Source organism: Flagellimonas marina, from assembly GCF_042651185.1.
Lineage (GTDB): Bacteria > Bacteroidota > Bacteroidia > Flavobacteriales > Flavobacteriaceae > Flagellimonas > Flagellimonas marina.
Genome location: NZ_JBHSCL010000002.1, coordinates 146309 through 170143 on the forward strand (window position 1 = coordinate 146309; position 23835 = coordinate 170143).

The window sequence follows — 23835 nt, forward strand, 5'->3', positions numbered from 1 at the left end:
CAACCACATGAAAACAAAACATTTCAACAACCTACCCTTACTTGCAATTGCGTTTTTTATTCATATCAACCTTTTTGCCCAACAATTGCAAAAAGTTCCTTCGGAAGAGGTGGGCATGTCATCAGAACGGTTGAATGTACTTACCGAAACTTTTCAGGATTATGTGGATGACGGAAAACTTTCCGGAGCAGTCGCATTGGTTGCTCGAAAAGGTAAAGTCGCCTATTTTGAATCCTTTGGAAAAAGTGACATGGAAAAGAATGTGCCCATGGCAAAAAATTCCATCTTCAGAATCGCTTCCCAGACCAAAGCCATTGTAAGTGTTGGGGTGATGATCCTGCAAGAGCAGGGCAAACTGTTGATTACCGACCCCGTTGGAAAATACATGCCTGCCTTTATGAAAACTAAGGTGGCGGTTGCCAAAGAGGATGGTTCTTATGAGGTTGTTGATGCCGACAGGCCCATTACCATTCGCGATTTGCTTACCCACACCTCTGGGGTTGCCTATGGCGGTGGAATTGCTAAAGACCTTTGGGAAGAAGCCAACATCCAAGGTTGGTATTTTGCGGACCGTGATGAACCCATTCAAGCTACGGTTAATCGAATGGCAGCACTTCCGTTTGAATCGCAACCCAGAGAAAAATTTGTATATGGATACAACACCGATATTCTGGGCGCCTTAATTGAAGTGGTTTCTGGTGAGCCCTTGGATGTTTTCTTGAAAAAGAACATTCTTGACCCCATTGGAATGACCGACACCCATTTTTATCTTCCCCAAGACAAAAAAGAACGTTTGGCCACAGTCTACTCCGTTACGGAAAACGGGTTGGAGCGTGCACCAAATCCCGGCGGCATGGTTGGGCAAGGGGCTTATGTGGATGGCCCACGTAAAAGCTTCTCCGGAGGTGCCGGTTTTTTAAGTACGGCTATGGACTATGCCAAGTTTTTACAGATGATGTTGAACAACGGAGAATTTAATGGGAATCGAATCATTTCACGTAAAACCGTTGAGTTGATGACCACCAACCATCTTCCCTTTCCGCTTAATGAAGGACAAGGTTTTGGCTTGGGCTTTTCCACTGTGGATGATTTGGGCCTTCGTGGAACTTTAGGTTCCGAAGGTGAATTTGCCTGGGGTGGGGCCTATCATTCTACTTATTGGGCCGACCCAAAAGAGGACATGCTAGTGGTGTATTTCACCCAGTTGATTCCAGCTGGCAATATTGACGATCATGGCAAATTGAGGGCATTGGTGTATCAGGCCATAACTGACTGATACGAATAGGGGTCATTCCCTCACTCAAACGGACCATTCCCTCATTGTTGGTTTCATTCGGTTGATTTTCAACGTAGTTTTCAAATAGTAACTCCGCCCATTGCGGCCCAAAATTTGAAAATTATGGAACTCAAGAAAAATCCGAATCTGGAATTAAAACGAAACAACACCCTTTATTTTTTCATTGGGATGACGGTAATATTGCTCCTTACCTATCTGGCTTTGGAATGGAAAACGTATTATTCCACAGATGTATGGGATAATGCAGGACTAAAAGTTCAAGATGAATTGATTGAGGAAGTACCGCTTACCTTCCAGAAACTGCCAACACCCCCGCCAAAAATCCAAGCACCACCGGTTATTGAAATTGTAGAGGACGACAAAGAGGTTGTGGAAACGGTTATTGAATCCACAGAGTCCAATCCTGACACAGAGATTACTCCTTTGGAAAACATTGAATTTGAGGAACCTGAAATTGATGAAAAAGTCTTCTTTATCAATGTAGAGGACAAACCCATTTTTCCAGGCTGTGAAAATGCTTCAGATAAATACTTGTGTTTCCAAGAAATGATGCAAAAGCATATTCAAAAATACTTCCGATACCCTGAGTCCGCCCAAGAAATGGGATTGCAAGGTAGGGTCAATATAATTTTTACGATTCAGAAGGATGGCAGCATAGGTGATGTACAGCTACGAGGGCCTCATGAGATTTTGGAAAAAGAAGCGGCCAGAATTATATCCAAATTACCCAAAATGACCCCTGGCAAGCAACGAGGCACACCGGTGAAAGTGCCTTTTTCCATCCCGATTACCTTTAAATTGCAATAAGGTCACATCAGCTGTCATCCTGTGCGCCCACCTGAAGGGTGGGTGTTCTAACTAGCAATGGGACCAATAACCATAGGACAAGTCAATTGTTTGGCTATTTTTAGTAGTTTAGAGGGCACTACATTTTAAACCAAACAAACTTGAAAACATTCCGATTTATCATTTTTCTGCTATCCGCAGCGTTATTTTTTTCAGCCTGCGAATCTACTGAAGAACCATCCAAAAAAGACTATACCACATGGTCGTCGTATTTGGGTGGTCCAGACCGAAACCATTATTCTACCTTGTCCCAAATCAACAAAGAAAATGTAAAAAACCTTAAACTGGCTTGGTCCTACTCCACGGGGGACTCAGGCCAAATGCAAATGAACCCCATTGTGGTAGACACTATTATGTACGGAGTCACAGCTGCACTCCGGGCCGTGGCCATCCATGCTGGAACGGGAAAAGAATTGTGGCGCTTTGGCGATTCCTTACGATTGAATTTATCCACCAGCAGGGGTGTATCCTATTGGTCCAAAGGAGAGGACAAACGAATATTATATACAGCCGGGCCTAATCTGTATGCCATCAATGCCTTGACCGGCAAACCTATTTCATCTTTTGGTGATGATGGAAAAATAGACCTTCATGCTGGGATGCCCGATTCAGCCAAAAGCAAATTTTTGATTTCCAACACCCCTGGAACTGTTTATAAGGATTTAATTATTATGCCGGTTCGCGTGGGGGAAGATGTGGGTTCTGCCCCGGGCAATATTATGGCCTTTAATGTTGTCACTGGTGCTGTTGAGTGGGTTTTTCATACCATACCACACCCCGATGAAGAAGGTTATGACACTTGGAAAAATAAAAACGCATACAAAAGCGATATCGTTGGGGCGGCCAATAATTGGTCGGGGATGGCTTTGGATGAAGAAACCGGGATTGTTTATATTCCAACGGGTTCTGCCTCTCCCGACTTTTATGGTGGGCTAAGAAATGGTTCCAATCTGTTTGCCAATACCTTATTGGCCCTAAACGCTGAAACTGGTGAGCGAATTTGGCATTTTCAGTTGGTACACCATGATATTTGGGACCGAGACCTTCCTGCACCTCCCAACCTTATTACCGTTGAGCGGGAAGGAAAGAAGGTCAAAGCAGTGGCCCAAATCACCAAGCAAGGCTATGTATATGTATTTGATCGAGCAACAGGCGAACCTCTTTTTGACATAGAGGAAGTTCCTGTTCCGGCATCCACGTTAGATGGGGAAGAAGCATGGCCCACCCAACCCATACCTGTAAAGCCCAAACCTTTTGCCCGGTTGGCCAAGGATTTATCCGAGGCTGATGTCAGTCCATATGCCGAAAACAAAGAAGAGTTACAGGAAATTATCCAAAATATGGACAAACGAGAGTTTTCACCTCCAAGTCTTGATGCCAATGTACTTTTTCCTGGGCTTGATGGCGCTGCTGAATGGGGAGGTGCAGGTGCTGATCCTAAAGATGGTATCATTTATGTCAATTCCAATGAAATTCCATGGTATTTGCAGATGGTGGAAAACGAAGTGGTTACGGATGAAGCACCCTTGGGGGAACTTGTGTATAATCGATACTGTGTGATATGCCATCAGAAAGACCGAAAAGGAATGGCTGCAAGTGGGTATCCCTCCCTCATCAATATAAAAGACTCCAAGACCAAGCAGGAGGTTTCAGAATTAATTGCCAACGGTAAGGGTATGATGACCGGGTTTCCCCAGATTCCTGAAGATGAAAAAGAGGCTTTACTTCAATTTCTTTTTGATGAAAAAAGCGAGATGGTCACCCAAAGTGCTTCAGAGGCCTATCCACTCCCCTATAAGTTCAAGGGATATACCCGCTTTCAGGATAGTAAGGGGTATCCTGCAATCAGTCCACCATGGGGCACTCTACATGCCATCGATTTGAATACAGGTGATTTTATATGGTCCATTACTTTGGGGGATATGCCCGATGCAAGGGGAGAGAATGACCCCATCACGGGATCTCAAAATTATGGTGGACCAGTTGTGACAGAAAATGGGTTATTGTTTATTGCTGGCACCGTTGATGGTCACCTTAGAGCTTTTGATAAAAATACCGGGGAGCTCCTTTGGCAATACAAATTACCCGCTCCTGCCTTTGCAACGCCAACCATGTATGAAGTAGATGGCAAGCAATATATAGCCATTGCTTGTGGTGGTGAAAAGTTGGGTACAAAACCTGGAGATCAGGTTGTGGCTTTTGCTTTGGAATAAATGAAATAACAGTATCTAAAAAACTCGTTATCCGTCAGTACGACGGCAAACCGAAATCTAAAGCCTGTTCCGCTGAAAATCGATGGGTTTCGACTGCGCCTGTCTGCCGACAAAGGCAGGATCAACCTGACAAATTCAAACTTTTATGGCTTTTGCTTAGGAAGATAAAGGAATAAAAAAACCACGCCAAGGCGTGGTTTTTTCAGCTTTTGATTTATAAAAGCGAGTGCTAATTCTTTGCCTTAGCACTTTTGTATTTTTCAATCATTTGCTCCAATTCTTCTTTGGAATCAGCTTCAAACTCTTTTGTTTCTTCCATAACTTCCCCATCGTCTTCATAGCTTGAAATAACCACGGCTTTGTATGTTCCATCAGCAGTATTGCTAATTTCCACTACAAATTTCTTCTCGATGGTCTTGGTCTCTTTCATACCTTCCTCAGAAATGGTTATAACGGTTCCATCCGCTTTCACCATACTCACTTCATCAGCAGGTGATAGACTTACCAAACTTGGTGCAATTACCAAGGCCACAACGGACATCAACTTCAACAATATATTCAAAGAAGGACCAGAAGTATCCTTAAAAGGATCTCCGACGGTATCCCCAACAACGGCTGCTTTATGGGCATCAGAGCCTTTACGACCTTCACTTTCGATGGTCTTTTTGGCATTGTCCCATGCACCACCGGCATTGGATTGGAAGATGGCCATCAACACACCAGCAGTGGTAACCCCTGCCAACAAACCACCCAACATTTCAGCTCCGCCGATAAAACCAATGGCAACTGGAACAGCAATGGCCAACAAACCAGGCAATACCATTTCTTTTATGGAGGCTTGCGTAGAAATCGCCACACATTTTTCGTATTCCGCTACGCCATCAGCAGCATCAAATATTTTTCTATCCTCCGCCGAAGCTTTGGAAATATCGGCATCGTATTTACGCATTACTTCCAGGGCTGCTTTCAATTGAGGAATATCACGGAATTGGCGACGCACTTCTTCAATCATGGCCATGGCAGCTCTACCTACCGCATTCATGGAAAGGGCCGAGAACACAAAAGGAAGCATTCCACCAATCAATAATCCAGCCATAATATCGGGTCGGGAAACATCAATGGATTCAACCCCTGCTGTCTTCATAAAGGCTGCAAACAAAGCCAAAGCAGTCAATGCAGCGGAGGCAATGGCAAAACCTTTACCAATGGCAGCGGTGGTGTTCCCCACGGCATCCAATTTATCGGTACGCTCACGAACTTCACTAGGTAGTTCAGCCATCTCGGCAATACCACCCGCATTATCAGAAATAGGTCCATAGGCATCAACCGCCAATTGAATACCGGTGTTGGCCAACATACCCACAGCGGCAATAGCGATTCCATACAAACCAGCAAAATGGTGTGATACCAAAATCGCAGCGGCAATCAATATAATTGGAATAGCGGTGGACATCATCCCCACACCCAAACCAGCAATGATATTGGTAGCAGAACCTGTTTCAGACTGACGTACGATGGAGTTTACAGGTTTAGTACCTGTTCCGGTATAATATTCAGTGACCTTACCTACCAACAATCCGGCAACCAGACCAGCAATAGTGGCCCAGAAAACACCCATGGCAGAGTATTCTTTTCCTCCTTCTACCCAAGATTCAGGTAGCATGTTGTTAATAATAAAATAGGAAGCAATCAACATAAGTCCGGCTGAACCAAACTCACCGATGTTCAAGGCAGTCTGTGGATTTCCACCATCCTTTACCCTTACAAAGAAAGTTCCTATAATGGACATTACAATTCCAACGGCAGCCAATGCCAAAGGCAGATATACGGCCCCTAAACCATCAAAAGCTGCTTGGAACTCTGGCAATCCAGCAAAGATGGCTCCCAGTACCATGGTACCAATGATGGAACCTACGTAAGATTCAAAAAGGTCAGCTCCCATACCAGCAACATCCCCTACGTTATCTCCAACGTTATCCGCAATGGTAGCAGGGTTTAAAGGGTGGTCTTCAGGAATACCAGCTTCCACCTTACCTACAAGGTCCGCACCCACATCAGCAGCTTTGGTGTAGATTCCTCCACCTACACGAGCGAAAAGGGCAATGGAGGATGCACCTAAAGAAAAACCGGAGAGCACATTCAATACTTCACCCAATTCCCAGCCTTGTCCGCTGTAAATCATGAAAAGTCCACTCAAACCAAGAACCCCTAGTCCAACAACACCAAGTCCCATTACTGCTCCTCCAGCAAAGGCAACTTCCAAGGCTTTCCCCAAAGATGTACGGGCTGCATTGGTAGTTCGTACGTTGGCTTTTGTAGCCACTTTCATTCCAATGAAACCTGCCAATGCAGAACAGATGGCCCCAACAATAAAAGAAATGGCAACCATACCGTTCGAACCAGCTTCGTTACTTCCTTTAAAAAACAACAAAACGGCCACGGCAATTACGAATATGCTCAATATTTTGTATTCCGCTTTTAGAAAAGACATTGCTCCATCCGCAATGTTCTTGGCAATTCTTGCCATTTTATCATCCCCGACTTCTTGTTTAGAGATCCATACGTTCTTCACAAACACGTACAGTAAGCCCAGGACACCAAACACGGGCAAAAATTTCACGATTAAATCCATAGTTAGTAGTTATTTAAGATTTTTTTCTAATGGCAGCTAATGTAGTAAAATACGAAGTAATAAAAAAAATGCGCTTTTGATTATTAAAAGCGCATTTATTCGAGTTCTACGTTATCTATATGGTATAGGTCCGTTTCTTTTTGTGTTCACTTTCTTCATAGCGTTTCACACATTCGTGATAAATGGCGATGGCTTCATTGACATCACCCCAGCCACCGGTGTCCACTTTCTTCTTTTCCAAATCTTTATATACCTGAAAAAAGTGCTCTATTTCCTTTAATCTATGTGGGTTCAATTCACTAATATCATCTCTTTTGCTCCAAATAGGGTCCGAGACGGGTACACAAATCAATTTTTCATCAGGGCCTTTTTCATCGGTCATGTGGAAGACCCCCACCGGTTTCACCTCAGCTACCACCATAGGATAGGTTGGCTCGGTACAAAGTACCAAAACATCCAAGGGGTCTCCGTCCAAGGCAAGGGTTTCCGGAATAAAACCATAATCACCGGGATACATCATGGAAGAAAAGAGGGTTCTATCAAACCGGATTTTATGTAATGTAAAATCGTATTCGTACTTGTTTCGGCTACCTTTTGGAATTTCAATCAATACATCGAAAGTAACGGGTTCTTTTTTGGGCATTTTTGAAGTTTTGTTTTTGCAAAAATAGCCCGTATTACTGGAAAAGGATACGAAAATCGCATTAATTCGTTTAGATTCCCGTTTTCAAGGGAATGACAATTTCATCTGAATCCTAATGTTTTGCATCAGGAAGATTTTTTCAGTTAAAAATTAAATCCGAAGGTCCCCGTAATTCCGAAAGGTCGAGCATCGGGATTGTCCAAATAATTGCCCCTGAAGTTAAAGTCGATTCTTAAGATTTTAAAAATGTTCCCCACCCCAAAGGAATACTCCCAGTAAATCTGGTCTTCGGGAGCCCTTAAAGGGATGTTACTGGGTGCGCTGAGCGCAATATTCTCATCGGAAAGTTGGCCCCAAGCTCCACGAAGTCCCACAATTTCCCGAAGATTAAACTTGCGCAATAGTGGTATCCTTGAAAACAGTCTTCCGTTAAAGTTGTGTTCCAAGTGCACTGTGGCATAGGTATCGGTAACAAACTCGTAAAAATCAAGGTTTGGAAAAACATTGTAGAGCGAAAATAACGTCTGGTTACCGGGAATCACACTCAAAAGAGAAAGTGGCACTTCACCAAAAGTCTTCCCCAATTCCACACTACTGGTCAGTATTCCAAATCCACCCACTTGCCATGGTTGTCTGTATGAAAACTGAAGTCGCTCATAGTCAAAATCGCTTTCCAAAAAACCGCTTATGCCTTTGGTATAATTAAGAACCAAGGTGCTGTGGTCATCATTTATATTGACTCGTTCCACACCGTAACCAATGGTTCGTTTGCCAGGCGTGTAAATTAAGGTTGTATTTAAATCGAACTGTTTTACTTCGGATGAAACTTCTGTTGGAGATTCCAAATCCACATAATCCAAATTGAAAGCCTCGGGCAATGCTGAACTCAAGGTTCGGAAAGACCCTCCCAAACTGACTCTGAAATTCTTGGCCGGTTCAATCTCAAAGTTAAGAGTGGACAAATTTATATTGGTTAGCCGATTATTGGAGCCTACTGTCACTAGTGAAGAAGACGCAATACTACGGCCCAGAACGTCATTGGTACTGGTTAGACTTATCCCCAATTGTTCAATATCCCGTCTATTTCCCCCAGATACTATGAGCCGTGTCTTCCTATCCAACAAAAACTTCCCTGAAAATCCATGTTTAAACTTCCTGTCGCCAAAACCGTAAGCCATATATCCTTCCAAACGCCAGGGGTCGTTCTGGCCAAAATAGGTTCGGGCTCCTCCCCTAAGCCGAATGCCTTCAGCGTCATTGTACCCAAAGGTGCTGTAGATGTCGCCAATGTCGAGGTTCCATTTATCTATTTCTATATAGCCTGAACCCAAAATACTCACAATGTCATAATACGTTCGGAACTTGGGGACAGTTTTTAAGGTATCCAACAGTTTAAAAATTCCCGATTCATCATCGTTTAAGGATTCCAATCGGGCATTTTTCCAAAATGTACTGTCTCGAGCAAACACTCTGGGGTCATAAGGGTCAGACTCTGACTTGTAAAATTCTTCGGGATGATTTGTATTGAACTTGTAATTATCAAAAACAGTGGTTCGCTTACCATACACTCCACGTGATTTTTCCTTTTTGGAAAAGGCGAAATCACTCAGCATATAATCCCGTTTCAACAAAAAGACGGAGTCGTTGACCACATCAAAATCCTGTTCAATATAAATCTCCTTCACCCAGTTTATATTCGCACTTTTGGTGACCTGTAAGTTTATTTTCTTGATGGCAAAAGTGGAATCATTCACCCAAAAATCACCCTTAAAGGTAAGTTCGTTGGGCCGTCTGGGGTAATAGATAATATTGTAACACCATTTGTCATCTATAAAAGTGCTGTCCGAAAGGACATAATTATAGGTATCAATTCCTGTTTTGGAAAGTGGACTGGTAAAGCTCTTGTCAAAAAAACGAAGATAGTTGTCGTAGATGTTATAGTCGGAATATAGGTCTTCCACAAACGCGGTTATGGCCTGATTTCCCTCAAAACCAGAACTTTTGTTCCCCAAAACATCCTCTTTTTCCCGGTTTATGGTGTTATCTCCATAAACCCTTGAAAAATGTTCATTCAAAAAAAAGGGCAGGTAGGTTTTTCCGGTCACGCGCGATGTATCCAAATTATCGAACATGAATTCCAGTCCTTTGAACAACTTACTCTGAATGAGTGCACTGTCGATGGTATTAAGGTCAAATTCTATCTTCTCGTATTTGTCGTACTCATATTGTTTGAACATCCGTACTCCATTCTCGCGCTTCTTCTCCCAAATCTTTCGGAGAATATCAATGGCCGGATTATCTTTTTTGGACTGTTTCCCTGTATAGACCACTACTTCTTGAAGTTGCTCCGCGGACTCATTCAGAACAACCTCCATCCCATAGTTTACTTTTTGGGGCAAGGCTATTTCTCTGGTATCATACCCAATAAAGGAAACCTTGATGACATCATAAGTCTCATCAGATTCCAAATAAAAGCGGCCATTGTCATTGGTGATGGTACCTTCAGAAGAGTTCTTAAAAATGATATTGGCAAAGGCTATGGGTTCGCCTGATTCATCCAAAACAATGCCCCCAACCTTGGTTTGGGCAGAAATGGCCAAAAAGAATAGGAAAAAGAATACGGCAAGGAATCTTTTCATGTTTTGATATATGGGACATGTGAAAAACCATTGGGTCTTTCCGTTTTACTTTGGTTAAATTTTTACTACAAGTAATTTTTTATCAAAAACTGTTCCCTTAAAAAAGCCCCATCAACGAATGTCGATGAGGCCCAAATACCTTACAAATATAACCAAGTTTATTTATATAAAACCTTTTTAACAGCTTTGATCACATCTTCATGATTGGGTAACCATTCAGCCAGAAGTACTGGTGAGTAGGGTGCCGGTGTGTCCGCTGTGTTTAATTTTACGATAGGTGCATCCAAATAATCGAATGCTTTATCTTGTACGTGGTAGATAATTTCAGTGGCCACATTGCCAAATGGCCATGCTTCTTCCAAAATCACCATTCTGTTGGTTTTTTTCACGGATTTAAGGATGGCATCGTGATCCATTGGACGAACAGTGCGCAAGTCAATGATTTCACAACTGATACCTTCCTTCTCCAATTCATCAGCAGCTTTGTATGCTTCCTTGATGATTTTTCCAAAGGAAATAATAGTAACATCCGTACCTTCTCTTTTAATATCGGCCACACCCAATGGAATGGTATATTCACCTTCTGGCACTTCACCTTTATCGCCATACATCTGCTCAGATTCCATAAAAATAACGGGGTCGTCATCACGGATAGCAGATTTCAACAAACCTTTGGCATCGGCCGGGTTAGATGGCACCACTACCTTCAATCCAGGGCAGTTGGCATACCAACTTTCGAAAGCCTGGGAATGCGTGGCGGCCAATTGTCCGGCTGAAGCAGTAGGCCCCCTAAAAACAATAGGACATGGAAATTGTCCAGCAGACATCTGCCTGATCTTGGCGGCATTGTTGATGATTTGGTCTATGCCCACCAAGGAAAAGTTGAAGGTCATAAATTCTATGATAGGTCGGTTACCGTTCATGGCAGAACCTACACCTATACCGGCAAATCCCAATTCAGAAATAGGCGTATCCAAAACGCGTTCCGGACCGAACTCATCCAACATTCCTTTGGAAGCTTTATAAGCCCCATTATATTCGGCCACTTCCTCTCCCATCAAATAAATGGTATCATCCCTTCGCATTTCTTCAGACATCGCCTCTGCTATGGCCTCCCTAAACTGTAGTGTTTTCATTAACTGGTGATAAATAGATTCGTTAGTGTGCTTAAAAACGCAAGCAAAAATAGCAAAAACTAGAAGAACACAACCCTGACCTCAATCAAAAAAAAGAACAAAATTTATTATGCATGCATAATAAATTTCAGAATTTAATAGCTATCTTTGATGCCATAAACCTAAAATACATATGAAGATTTTAGTTTGCATTAGCAACGTACCGGATACAACTTCCAAAATCAATTTTACGGAAGGCGATACCAAGTTTGATACCAACGGGGTACAATTTGTGATAAATCCCAATGATGAATTTGGGTTGACACGTGCCATGTGGTTCAAGGAAAAGCAAGGAGCAGAAGTTCATGTAGCTACTGTGGGCGGCGCACAGACCGAGCCCACCATCCGAAAGGCATTGGCCATTGGTGCCGATGAGGCCATTCGGGTGAACGCCGAGCCTTCTGATGGTTTCTTTGTGGCCCAACAATTGGCCGAAGTGGTAAAAAATGGTGGTTACGACCTCATCATAGCAGGCAGGGAATCCATTGATTATAATGGGGGCATGGTCCCTGGTATCTTGGCCACACTACTGGACATGAATTTTGTGAATACTTGTATCAATTTAGAGGTGGATGGAACAAACGCCACTGCCATTCGGGAAATTGACGGTGGAAAAGAAAAAATAAGCACTTCGTTGCCCTTGGTTATTGGAGGCCAGAAAGGATTGGTTGAAGAAAGTGACCTTCGCATTCCCAATATGCGTGGCATTATGATGGCCCGAAAAAAAGCTTTGAATGTGGTTGAACCTGTAGAGGCATCCCAACCCACCCAAGACCAAAAGTTTGAAAAACCTGCGCCGAAAGGACCCGTAAAACTGGTGGACGCCGGTAACGTTGGGGAATTGGTCGACCTATTGCACAACGAAGCCAAAGTCATCTAAAAAACAAATTCCAAAATCCAAGTTCCAAGCCCATCTTGGAATTTGAGATTTGAATATTGAAATTTCAGAAAATTATGTCAGTCATAGTATATACCGAATCAGAAAAAGGGAAATTCAAAAAAAGTGCCTTTGAGGTGGCATCCTACGCCTACAAGGTGGCCCAAGACTTGGGAACAAGTGTTACCGCGGTCAGCTTTAATGCCAATGATGCAGCTTCATTGGGCGAATATGGGGTTTCCAAAGTTTTACAAATATCCAATGAGCAATTGGCCACCTTTAATGCAAAAGCCTATGCCAGTGCTTTGGCCCAAGCTGCCGAGGCCGAAGGAGCCAAGGTCATTGTATTGAGTTCCAGCGCCGATACCAAATTTTTGGCACCTATCCTTACCGCAAAATTAAACGCGGGATATGTCCCTAACGTGGTGGCAGCCCCAGACAGCACTTCTCCTTTTGTGGTGAAACGCACCGCATTCAGTAACAAAGGATTCGCCCATACCGAAATTTCCGCTGATGTAAAGATCATTGGGGTTTCCAACAATGCTTTTGGTGTCGTGGAGAACAGCACCTCAGCTACTGTAGAGGATTTTAGCCCCTCTTTGGCTGATGACGCTTTTACCACTAAGTCCGTTGAAGTGGACAAAGTGGCCGGAAAAGTAACCATTGCAGATGCTGACATTGTAGTTTCCGGTGGTCGTGGGCTTAAAGGTCCCGAAAATTGGGGCATGGTTGAAGAACTGGCCGAAGTGTTGGGAGCAGCAACCGCTTGTTCCAAACCCGTATCCGATATGGGATGGCGCCCGCACAGCGAGCACGTAGGGCAAACTGGAAAGCCCGTAGCGAGTAACCTTTATGTTGCCATTGGCATCTCTGGAGCCATACAGCATTTGGCAGGGATAAACGCTTCCAAAGTGAAAGTGGTCATCAACAACGACCCTGAAGCTCCTTTCTTCAAGGCCGCTGATTACGGAATTGTTGGGGATGCCTTTGAGGTAGTACCCAAACTCATCGAAAAATTAAAGGAATTTAAAGCCCAAAACGCTTAAATTTTGTTAATTTGCCCTTAACAGGGGCTGTTCAGATAACCGGTAAAGCCACTTATTTGAACAGCCTTTTTTGTTTAGGAGGAGATTTATGAGTTTAGTACGATTAAAAATAAAGGGAATATCATACAGTCAAACCCAGAATGGTGCTTACGCCCTTATTTTGAATGAGGTTGAAGGTGATAGAAAACTTCCCATAGTCATTGGAGCATTTGAAGCGCAGTCCATTGCCATTGCATTGGAAAAGGAAATTAAACCCCCACGGCCTTTGACCCATGACTTGTTCAAGAATTTTGCAGACCGATTTCAAATAGTGATAAAACAGGTCATTATTCACAAACTGGTGGACGGGGTTTTTTATTCCAGCATTATTTGTGAACGTGATAAGGAAGAGGAAATCATAGATGCCCGAACCAGCGATGCCATTGCATTGGCCCTTCGGTTTGATGCGCCTATTTTCACCTACAGAACTATTTTGGACAAGGCTGGTATTTTTCTCAAGTTCTCTTCAAAAGAAGATGAAAATGAGGATGATGACAACAGTATTGTAGTGGATGAAATCCTTCAGGAAGGAGAAGCGGTAGAGATTGAATCGGGACCAGGCTCCCATGGCTATCGTGAAATGTCCTTGGAAGAACTCCATAAAGAACTGGAAAAAGCAGTGGCCGGCGAGGACTACGAAAAAGCTGCTAAATTGCGGGACGAGATTTCCAAGCGTAAATAAATCACATACATGGGGAAAAAGACGTTAAGTTTCCTGATACTAGTATTCGTTTGTATGGCTGTATTTGGCCAAAATAACCTCCCCACAGATTCACTTAACACCGCAATTGGCAGCACCATCATCAATGATATTTCTGCGCAGGATACCCCAGAGATGATTCCCAACCAAGGTTTTTCTATCCATACGCTATGGCGAGGGGCATTGGGTATGGCCGTTTTGATCCTGATTTCCTTTTTGTTCAGTTCCAACCGAAGAGCCATCAATTGGAAAACGGTGGGCATTGGACTAACATTGCAATTACTTATTGCCATTGGGGTTCTCAAAGTACCATTTGTTCAATATCTATTTGAAAAAATTGGTGAAGTCTTTGTCAGCATCCTCGACTTTACAAGAGCCGGAAGCCAATTTCTATTTGAGGGGTTAGTGGTTGACATGGATACTTTTGGATACATTTTTGCCTTTCAAGTATTGCCAACCATTATATTTTTCTCGGCACTTACTTCTGTTTTATTCTATTTAGGCATCATTCAAAAAGTGGTAAAGGCAATGGCTTGGTTGTTATCCAAATCCTTGGGCATATCGGGAGCTGAAAGTCTTTCCGTGGCCGGAAACATTTTTTTAGGCCAAACCGAAGCGCCACTGCTTATCAAAGCCTATCTGGAAAAAATGAACAAGTCTGAAATCCTTTTGGTAATGATAGGTGGAATGGCCACCGTAGCTGGAGCTGTTCTCGCCGCTTACATTGGATTTTTGGGCGGTGACGACCCTGTGTTGCGTTTGGTCTTCGCAAAGCACCTTTTGGCCGCCTCCGTAATGGCAGCACCGGGTGCCATTGTCATCTCAAAAATATTATATCCACAGACCGAAGCCGTCAATACCGATGTCAAAGTTTCTTCAGAAAAAATTGGGGCCAATATTCTGGACGCCATTGCTAATGGTACTACCGAAGGTTTAAAGCTCGCCCTCAATGTTGGGGCCATGCTCTTGGTTTTTGTGGCTTTCATTGCCATGATCAATGGCATTTTGGGTTGGGTCGGTGATCTCACAACCTTCAACGCATGGATTGCCGCCAACTCCCCTTACGATAGTTTTTCTCTAGAAGCCATTCTAGGAACTGTATTTGCTCCGCTGATGTGGCTCATTGGGGTGGCCAATGAAGATGTTATGCTCATGGGACAGTTACTTGGTATTAAACTGGCCGCAAGTGAATTTGTAGGCTACATTCAATTGGCGGAACTGAAAGCCGTGACAAGTGACCTTCATTTTACCTATAGTAAATCCGTTATCATGGCCACATATATGTTGTGCGGTTTTGCCAACTTTGCTTCCATCGGTATACAGATTGGAGGGATTGGCTCTTTGGCCCCGGGTCAGCGAAAAGTACTGTCTCAATTTGGTATGAAAGCCGTTTTGGGTGGTTCCTTGGCCTCATTATTGTCGGCTACCATTGCTGGGATGATTTTGGGGTAGTCAGGTTAAAGGCCAGTGGTAAAAGGTTGAAGGGCTAAAGGTTTTGGGTAAATGGAAAAAACCTTTCAAGAAGCTGAAAAATTAACATATAGATTTCTACCTCGAAATTTTAAACATACATCGCTATGCGAAATTTTCGAGAGTTGAACGTCTGGAAAGATTTAGAATTTCTCACTCTTGAAAAAGCACAACCCGTTATCCAAAACATTCAAAAACGACAAAGAGGCATAGCGTCCCTGATAAAATATATCAAATCAAACCATTAACCTTTTACCAATTACCCAAAACCTTTCAACCCAGTTGATAAAATCTTCATAAGTCAAACTACTGATCTATTGTCCTTTTATCCACAACCATTTACCTTTAACCCCACTATGAAACAATACCACGACCTCCTTAAACATGTGTTGGAACACGGAAACGCCAAAGGCGACCGTACCGGAACGGGAACTTTGAGCGTTTTTGGCTATCAGATGCGGTTTAACCTTGCCGATGGATTTCCTATGGTAACCACTAAAAAATTGCACCTTAAATCCATTATCCATGAGTTGTTGTGGTTTTTAAAAGGCGACACCAATATTGAATATCTCCAAGAAAATGGGGTCCGCATTTGGAACGAATGGGCGGATGATAATGGTGATTTGGGTCCGGTCTATGGCCACCAATGGCGTAATTGGAACAGTGAAGAAATCGACCAAATCAAGGAAGTTATTGAAACACTGAAGACCAGTCCAAACAGCCGTAGAATGTTGGTATCTGCCTGGAATCCCAGTGTATTACCAGATACTTCAGTATCCTTTGCAGAGAACGTGGCCAATGGCAAAGCCGCACTCCCCCCCTGCCATGCCTTTTTTCAGTTTTATGTGGCCGATGGCAAACTTTCGTGTCAACTATACCAGCGTAGTGCCGATATCTTTTTGGGCGTTCCGTTCAATATTGCTTCATATGCCTTGTTCACCATGATGATGGCCCAGGTATGTGGCTATTTGCCCGGAGAATTCATTCACACCTTTGGCGATGCCCATATCTACAACAACCATTTGGAGCAAGTGCATCTGCAATTGAGCCGTGATCCACGCCCCTTGCCCACCATGAAACTGAATCCCGAGGTAAAAGATATTTTTGACTTTACCTTTGATGATTTTGAACTGTTGAACTACGACCCACATCCGCATATAAAAGGGGTTGTAGCGGTGTGACAGGAAACTTGATGAGGGGTCATTTTGATAGCCTCTGGCTTTTGTACATCTCCCATTATCTATGAGGTTTCTATTTTTCATAGAAACAAAGAATATCCAAAATTTGTAACCAATTGCTTTTAGGGAAGTATTCTCTAAAAGTAAACGGTTTGACATCCTATTTCCTAACTTGGTGCTTTGGCATACTTGTTCTCATCAATCTTTGCCATGGCCAGTCCAATGACATTGCCAAACATCAAAATTGGACAAAAGACATTGATTATGTGGATTATCTTATCCGCACCCGACACCCCAATCCCTTTTACCATATATCCAAAGAACATTGGGACAACGAAATACAAAATTTAAAGAAAAATATTGCCGAGCTTTCTGAAAAAGAAATATCCATAAAACTAAGTTCGATTGTTGCCCTTCTCAATGATGGCCATACTTTCTTGGATTTTGACGGGAACTATGGTTTTGACCATTGGTTTCCTATTAGATTTTATGATTTTGATGATGGATTGTTCATTACGGTGGCCCATCCAGCATACAAACAGCTCATTGGTAAAAAGGTTGTGTCCATTTCGGGCTTGCCAGCTTCTGATGTTTTAAATGCCGTTTCCAAGGCCATAAGTGGTGACAACGCTTTTCACAAAAGAAACATAGCAGCAGCTTTTTTGTCCAACACCGCATTATTGGAAGGCATGGGAATTATTCAAAACAATCAAAATTTGATTTTACAGCTTAGTGATGAAAACGGCAAACGCTCAACTGTGAAAATAACATCTATTTCATCCTTTTACTCAACAAACTACAGAAATTGGGGAGAATTGTTTGGCCCTCCTCTAGAAGAGTACCATACTTATGTCACCCCATTTGAAAACGGCAAACCTCCCCTAAAATATCGCGAGTTTAGTGACGACGCCCCGCCCTATTATGCGAGCAGGGAGCCGTATTGGTTCAAAAATTATCCAGAATACTCAGCATTTGTATTTCAATTTAATTTTGCTTCTGAAATTGGCCCCGAAACTTTTAAAGATTTCAGAAAGCGCCTTAGTGCTGCTTTGGAAGAGGCAAAACCCGAAAAACTTATCATTGATGTACGCTATAATTTTGGTGGAGATGGAAGCATGATGGTGCCTTTGGTGAAGGACATTATAACTTTTAATAAGAACCATCCAAAAACAAAGCTTTTTGCCATTACCGGCAGACAGACCTTTAGTGCAGGGATTATGCTTGTTGCTCGATTAAATGAGTATTTGAATGTTACCACAGTCGGTGAGCCAATGGGAGCAGGATACAATCATTATGGCGACCCCATTACCTACCAACTTCCCAACAGTGGATTAAAACTGTATTGTTCATCGGTCTATTGGCAACTGAGTCATCCGTTGAATGACTCCAATGAAATTTCAATAGAATTTCCCGTAGCTGTGAATTCAAACGACTTTTTTAAGAGCCATGATAGGGCATTTCTAAAAATTGCTGAAAATAATGACCTGAGGCACATATCGGATATTTATTTGGAGGAGGAGTTAACAATCGCTGATTCAATTTATCAAAGTCGATATGCCACGTTTGGAGAACTTAAATGGTGGAACCCCATTGATGGTGACAGTGATCAAATGGACAAAAAAATCAATGCAATTTTCGAGAGGCAAAAACCGGAAAGTGCAGTAAAAATTGCCAAATTATGGACACAATATGATGCTGAAAATCCATTGGCATGGATGAAATTGGCTGAATTGTACCAACTTCAGAAAAAGTACAATTTGGCTCTGGAAACCCTCGATAAAGCTCAATATCTGGATGGAGACCGACTAGATATAAAAGAAGCGAGGGCTGCTCTTCAGGATGCTTCAAAAGAATAGTACTGCCTACTTGCAACACCAAGCGCCAAAATACCCATCAACTTTAAAAATTTAGTAGTATATTTTAAGGTCATGTTTTTAGACCATTAAATTCTACGAAAATGAAACAGCTCATCATCGCAATCGCTTTGTCTGGGGTTTTAGTGTCTTGCAACTCTTCAGGCAAGAACAAAAAAGAAACCGATGCATCATCAGCAACCGAAACTGTTACGGACAGTACCACAACAAAAACAAACTACGTAGCCATCGACACCGAAGAAGCCTTGATCGCCACCTCTTTAATGGCCGCCCCAGCAGCCAGTCGGGATGGGTGTACCGTTATCGGCTACAACAGTGAAGGCGAATTTGTGACCTACAAAGAAGGAAACAACGAGTTTATAGTGCTTGCCGATGACCCCAATAACCAAGGGTTCAGTGCGGCTTGTTATCACAAAAGCATGGAACCTTTTATGGCAAGAGGTCGCGAACTGAGGGCCGAAGGAAAAACAGGGCCCGAAATTTTTGATATTCGGGAAGAAGAGGCCAAATCTGGGAAACTGGATATGGGAAAACCGGGTGCTACGCTACACATCTATTATGGTCCCAAGGACACCTATGATCCCGAAACCCATAAAGTGGAAGGCGCCAAATACCGCTATGTGGTCTATTTGCCCTTTGCCACGGCAGAATCCACTGGTCTGCCCGAAAACCCTGTAAGCCCAAACCATCCGTGGATCATGAACCCTGGCACACACCGAGCCCATATTATGATTTCGCCTTTGGCAGATGAAAAAGAATAAATTTTTCCTCTGGAAAAGTAGCCAAATCGTACAAGTTTATGATTTGTTGTATTTCACATGTACAACAAACATGCATGTAATAAATCACCAAAACCAACCCATATGAAAAATTTAAATGCACGTTTACTTCAAGTAATCCTTTTGTTTACCGTTCTCTATGGCTGCGAGAAGAGTAAAGAAGCAGAGCCAAAAACCAAAACTTCCGACTCAGAATTAAAAGTACTTATAACAGAACAAGTTGACAGCCTTTATGCGGTTTATGAAAGATTTGATTACGATTGGATTGAATTCTATGCGGACAACTATACTGCAATTTATCCCGATTCACCTATTCAACATTTGACCAAAGATTCCTTAAGAGCGCAATGGGAACAAATCTACGATAAATACGATGTACAGTTAATTCATAGGGGGAGGCCAACCATCATACCATCGGAAGATATGGCCATCTCCTATAACACCTTCAATGAAATATTCATCAATAAGGAAAGCTCAGATACCATTAAAAATGTGGGCACCTATATTGTTAATTGGAAAAGACAACAAGATGATTCTTGGAAAATAGTATTTGAAACTTTACAAAATCATCAACCTTGACGGCAAAAGGTAATCCACCTTTGAAAACATTTTGAATATCCATGGCCTGACCTCGCTTTGGTTTTAGCTGTGGGAAAATGGAGCACTAAACTTTTAGTAATGTAGCTACTAGTTTAAACCAATAATCGTTGACATTAATTTAGAAAAAATGTAACATTCCCCCCTGTTGCGAGACCTACTCTAAAATCAATCAAAAAATGAAAAAAGGTTTCTTGGCCTTATGGGCCATATTAATTTTTATATCGTGTGGCAACAACAATCCTGAAAAGGGAAAAATACTGATTGTTGTTTCAAATACGGAAGATATGGGCGACCCCGAAAAACACTTTGCCGGGAACAATCTTTGGGAAGTGGCGCCCCCCTACCATATTTTTGTTTCCCACGGCTACGAAGTGGATTTTGTTTCGCCAACGGGTGGCAAAGTACCGTTCTCCATGGATCCCATGGGCATCAGTAGTTATACCATCAAGTATGAAAATTTTAATGGCAAGGTTGAAAATTCATTGACGCCCGACCAAGTGAATCATACAAAGTATAAAGCTGTTTTTATTGGGGGTGGGTACGGACCCTTATTTGATGTGGCCAAAAATGAGGCTATCTTACCACTTATAGCCAAAATTTATGAAAATGGCGGTGTAGTAGGTGGTTGTGGACATGGTCCTGGGGCTTTTGCCAATGTAAAGCTAAGCAATGGGGAGTATCTGGTAAAAGATGTGAAACTGACCGGATTCCCGAATTCCACGGAGGTGACCAAAAGCTGGGCCGCAGAAGGAACCTTATTGCCTATTATGCTGGAAGACCAACTACGACAAAATGGAGCGTTGTTCCAGACCAAAAATGACTTGGCCGATAAACATGATGTGGTCATTGACCAGCGAATTGTAACGACCATGTTTCTGCCTTCTTCAACTTTAGTGGCTAAAGAAATGATTGGGGAAATTGAAAAAAACTAAGTGCTTGGCTACGAAACAACCGCAACCACTCCGCTTTATATGGCACTTCCCTTTGCAGAAAAGTGTAATAACAGTAGAAATAAGCGGTATACTTTAACATCGTTTAGCACCTAATTGGGGTGTATATAGATGTAAAACATATCTATATAAACAAGTTACCTGCAAGCTGAAAAAACCAACTCGACCAAATCCGAATGACGAAAAACTTCTACCTGAATTTATTACTTTTTACAACAATCTTGTTAGTTGGTTTCTATTTCACATCTGAAATACAGCAATTCTGGTTAGCTCATTTAAGCCATTTAGGAATTATGCTATTAGCTGGATTGTCAATAATCGGAATTGATAAAGGCAAGCTACCTAAAAAGGAAATTTCAGCATTTAAAGCAAATCAAATCGTTGGAGTTGTTATTGGAGTTTTAGGACTGATAAGTGTAAGCAACTTAATTCCTGTACTTGCGACAAAATTAGCTGGAATTGAACTATCCCGATTTATAAAATCTGCTGATTTTAATCGGATTTTATTGACTGTAATATCAATTTCAATTTTTGAGGAAGTTTTGTTTCGTAGAATATTAGCGCAGAAAATCAATAATGTATTAGGGATAAACAAAGCAATTTGGATTTCTGCTCTGATTTTTGCCATTGCACATGTTTATACAGATACTGGAATGTTAAGTGCGTTTGTTGCGGGTGCTGTATTCGCATTCATTTATCTTAAAACAAGTAACATCTATTTGAGTATTATTGCTCACTTGCTTTATAATCTGACAACATATTTTCTGACACCTATTTTTATGGAAAATATTGACGAAATAAATAAATATTCAATAACTGTTCCTGCTATTTTAATTGGATTAGGACTAATATTTGGAATGATTAAAATATTAAATAAAAAAGCCAGCAGGTAACAACGGCTATAGTTCATTACGGCTGAAATTCCTAATCGGAATTTCAAACCTTTTTGCTAAATTTATGGTTACTGCGGAATGATACTCGCGTACCATTCCGTAACGAAACCATAGCCAAACCGTTACTCCCTCAACCACTCCCCAACCCCCTTTAGCGCCTCAACTACGCTTTGCACTTCCCTACGGGAAAAGGTGTAAGTAACCCTATAAAAAGAGGCACAACTATAAAAATACTACCTTTGATACTATCAAATGATACTATCAAGTGAAGCCACCTTACCATATTACTCCTAAACTATTGGAGCTAGTTGCTACCATTTCCCAGAAAATAGGCCAAATAAATGCCTCCTTTCTGGATAAGCCTTCACCTCAACTAAGAAAAAAGAACAAGGTTAAAACTATTCACCACTCGCTTAAAATAGAGGGCAATACGTTAACAGAAGATCAAATAACCGCTCTCATTGAGAACAAAAAGGTTCTTGGTCCTTCCAAAGACATTAATGAGGTAATCAATGCCATTGGGGTATATGACAGTTTAAAAGAGTTTGATTTTCATACTGAAAAATCATTTTTAGAAGCTCATACGTTACTGATGAAAGGACTTATTGCAGAGCCGGGGTCTTACCGAAAACAACCTGTGGGAATTGCCAAAGGAACAAATTTGGAACATATGGCACCCCCCCATGAAAATGTACCGTTCCTGATGAAAGATCTTTTTAACTACTTAAAAGATCCAAAGGAACTCACACTAATAAAAAGCTGTGTGTTTCATTATGAATTAGAGTTCATACACCCTTTTATTGATGGAAATGGAAGAATGGGCAGGCTATGGCAAACACTTATTTTAATGGATGAATTTCCCCTATTTGAATTTATACCATTGGAAACCCTAATCAGTCAAAATCAAGAAGAATATTATCGCCGTCTTGGGCAGAGTGATAAAATGGGTGAATCCACGCCTTTTCTGGAGTTCATGTTGAACATTATTGACCTGTCGCTCACAGATTTATTAGGCCATTCGGAAAAAACCATGAATCAAAGAGATCGGTTGGAATACTTCATTTCAAAATCCAAAAGCCCATTTACCAGAAAAGACTACCTCCTTACATTTAAGAATATATCCTCAGCGACAGCTTCAAGAGATCTAGCAAAGGGAGCAGAATTAAAACTCATTAAAAAACATGGAACAAAAAATAAAACGTACTACACCATAGACAAATACTAATACTGGGCACACCAAAAGCTATAATTCATTAGTAGTTTCTCGCAACCACTCCCCAATTCCTTTTAGTGCCTCCACCACGCTTTGCACTTCCCTACGGGAAAAGGTGTCTTCTTCCAAATAGAACAGCATCACCACGCCGAGGTCCAAAATTTTGGCCAGTTCTTCCGGTGAGCCATAGCTGTCTGTGATACATGTTTTCAATCTATCTTCCTTTTGTGCCATGCACCAAAAGTAAATGAGCTCTTGGGATTAAGCGTCATAACAAATTATGACACTATTCATTTTTAGCTTACCTTTTGTGACCTAAACCACACCACTATGAAAAACCTTGCCCTCCACATTATAGCCACAATACTACTGTTTGGCTGTGGCAATAAAACCCAAGAACCAACAAAAGAAGAAGCTGTGGAAAAAACTGAAGTAATGACCGAAACGGTTACCAAACCCCTATTGCGACACGTTGTACTATTCAAATTTAAGGACACCTCCACCGAAGAAGATGTTGCCCAAGTGCAAGAGGCGTTCAATGGACTGCCATCCAAAATTTCAGAGATCAAAGGCTACGAATGGGGCCTGAACAACAGCCCAGAAAATTTAAACAAGGGCCTTACACATTGCTATTTCCTCACCTTTACCAGTGAAGCGGATAGGGATGCCTACCTCATTCACCCAGACCACAAAGCGTTTGGAGAGGTGGTTGGTCCGCATGTAGACGATGTGCTCGTGGTAGACTACTGGACCAACTAAAAATGTTTAATC

The 23835-nt window shown here is 42.0% G+C and carries 20 protein-coding genes; 15 read left to right on the top strand and 5 right to left on the bottom strand.

Annotated elements, in window-relative coordinates:
• Positions 1–7: 7 nt before the first annotated feature.
• The 3 genes from ACFOWS_RS00845 to ACFOWS_RS00855 all read left to right on the top strand — a co-directional run bounded on the left by ACFOWS_RS00845 (position 8) and on the right by ACFOWS_RS00855 (position 4356).
• Positions 8–1276: a serine hydrolase domain-containing protein gene (locus tag ACFOWS_RS00845; protein ID WP_379762035.1), complete on the top strand. Its 1269-nt coding sequence runs from the start codon at positions 8–10 to the stop codon at positions 1274–1276.
• A 123-nt stretch (positions 1277–1399) separates the two neighbouring features.
• Entirely contained in the window at positions 1400–2104 is a 705-nt protein-coding gene (locus tag ACFOWS_RS00850; RefSeq protein ID WP_379762036.1) for an energy transducer TonB, read from the top strand.
• Between the two features lie 140 nt (positions 2105–2244).
• Entirely contained in the window at positions 2245–4356 is a 2112-nt protein-coding gene (locus ACFOWS_RS00855) for an outer membrane protein assembly factor BamB family protein (protein WP_379762038.1), read from the top strand.
• 229 nt (positions 4357–4585) lie between these two features.
• On the opposite strand, the gene ACFOWS_RS00860 is transcribed toward ACFOWS_RS00855, so the two are convergent.
• The 4 genes from ACFOWS_RS00860 to ACFOWS_RS00875 all read right to left on the bottom strand — a co-directional run bounded on the left by ACFOWS_RS00860 (position 4586) and on the right by ACFOWS_RS00875 (position 11406).
• Positions 4586–6988, bottom strand: coding sequence for a sodium-translocating pyrophosphatase (locus tag ACFOWS_RS00860; protein ID WP_379762039.1), 2403 nt, complete (start codon positions 6986–6988; stop codon positions 4586–4588).
• A gap of 115 nt (positions 6989–7103) precedes the next feature.
• Positions 7104–7631 (bottom strand): inorganic diphosphatase, encoded by a 528-nt coding sequence (locus ACFOWS_RS00865; protein WP_366584811.1) that lies wholly within the window; start codon positions 7629–7631, stop codon positions 7104–7106.
• 143 nt (positions 7632–7774) lie between these two features.
• On the bottom strand, positions 7775–10270 hold the full coding sequence (locus ACFOWS_RS00870; protein WP_379762040.1) for a DUF5686 family protein: 2496 nt from the start codon (positions 10268–10270) through the stop codon (positions 7775–7777).
• A gap of 158 nt (positions 10271–10428) precedes the next feature.
• The gene (locus ACFOWS_RS00875) at positions 10429–11406 is read right to left on the bottom strand and encodes a pyruvate dehydrogenase complex E1 component subunit beta (protein ID WP_366584815.1); all 978 of its coding nucleotides are present in this window, start codon (positions 11404–11406) and stop codon (positions 10429–10431) included.
• A 172-nt stretch (positions 11407–11578) separates the two neighbouring features.
• Between ACFOWS_RS00875 and ACFOWS_RS00880 the strand changes: the two genes are divergently transcribed.
• From ACFOWS_RS00880 to ACFOWS_RS00930, 11 genes are all read left to right on the top strand, one after another.
• Positions 11579–12325, top strand: coding sequence for an electron transfer flavoprotein subunit beta/FixA family protein (locus ACFOWS_RS00880; protein WP_379762041.1), 747 nt, complete (start codon positions 11579–11581; stop codon positions 12323–12325).
• Between the two features lie 74 nt (positions 12326–12399).
• Complete coding sequence (locus ACFOWS_RS00885; protein WP_379762042.1) at positions 12400–13368, top strand: electron transfer flavoprotein subunit alpha/FixB family protein; 969 nt, start codon at positions 12400–12402, stop codon at positions 13366–13368.
• A gap of 88 nt (positions 13369–13456) precedes the next feature.
• Positions 13457–14089: a bifunctional nuclease family protein gene (locus ACFOWS_RS00890; RefSeq protein ID WP_379762043.1), complete on the top strand. Its 633-nt coding sequence runs from the start codon at positions 13457–13459 to the stop codon at positions 14087–14089.
• A 54-nt stretch (positions 14090–14143) separates the two neighbouring features.
• Entirely contained in the window at positions 14144–15559 is a 1416-nt protein-coding gene (locus ACFOWS_RS00895; protein ID WP_379762045.1) for a NupC/NupG family nucleoside CNT transporter, read from the top strand.
• Positions 15560–15933: 374 nt separating this feature from the next.
• On the top strand, positions 15934–16758 hold the full coding sequence (locus ACFOWS_RS00900) for a thymidylate synthase (RefSeq protein WP_379762046.1): 825 nt from the start codon (positions 15934–15936) through the stop codon (positions 16756–16758).
• Positions 16759–16907: 149 nt separating this feature from the next.
• Positions 16908–18611: a hypothetical protein gene (locus tag ACFOWS_RS00905; protein WP_379762048.1), complete on the top strand. Its 1704-nt coding sequence runs from the start codon at positions 16908–16910 to the stop codon at positions 18609–18611.
• 101 nt (positions 18612–18712) lie between these two features.
• Entirely contained in the window at positions 18713–19390 is a 678-nt protein-coding gene (locus tag ACFOWS_RS00910) for a hypothetical protein (protein WP_379762049.1), read from the top strand.
• Between the two features lie 102 nt (positions 19391–19492).
• The gene (locus ACFOWS_RS00915; protein ID WP_379762050.1) at positions 19493–19987 is read left to right on the top strand and encodes a YybH family protein; all 495 of its coding nucleotides are present in this window, start codon (positions 19493–19495) and stop codon (positions 19985–19987) included.
• Between the two features lie 197 nt (positions 19988–20184).
• Positions 20185–20940, top strand: coding sequence for a type 1 glutamine amidotransferase domain-containing protein (locus ACFOWS_RS00920; RefSeq protein WP_379762051.1), 756 nt, complete (start codon positions 20185–20187; stop codon positions 20938–20940).
• A 194-nt stretch (positions 20941–21134) separates the two neighbouring features.
• Positions 21135–21851 carry a CPBP family intramembrane glutamic endopeptidase gene (locus ACFOWS_RS00925; RefSeq protein ID WP_379762052.1) on the top strand — a complete coding sequence of 239 codons (717 nt, stop codon included), beginning with the start codon at positions 21135–21137 and terminating at the stop codon, positions 21849–21851.
• A gap of 265 nt (positions 21852–22116) precedes the next feature.
• Entirely contained in the window at positions 22117–23076 is a 960-nt protein-coding gene (locus tag ACFOWS_RS00930; protein WP_449267387.1) for a Fic family protein, read from the top strand.
• Between the two features lie 18 nt (positions 23077–23094).
• Here ACFOWS_RS00930 and ACFOWS_RS00935 read toward each other — a convergent pair whose 3' ends face one another.
• Positions 23095–23298 (bottom strand): hypothetical protein, encoded by a 204-nt coding sequence (locus tag ACFOWS_RS00935; RefSeq protein WP_379762054.1) that lies wholly within the window; start codon positions 23296–23298, stop codon positions 23095–23097.
• A 96-nt stretch (positions 23299–23394) separates the two neighbouring features.
• On the opposite strand from ACFOWS_RS00935, the gene ACFOWS_RS00940 reads away from it, so the two are divergent.
• The gene (locus ACFOWS_RS00940) at positions 23395–23823 is read left to right on the top strand and encodes a Dabb family protein (RefSeq protein WP_379762056.1); all 429 of its coding nucleotides are present in this window, start codon (positions 23395–23397) and stop codon (positions 23821–23823) included.
• The last annotated feature ends 12 nt before the right edge of the window (positions 23824–23835 follow it).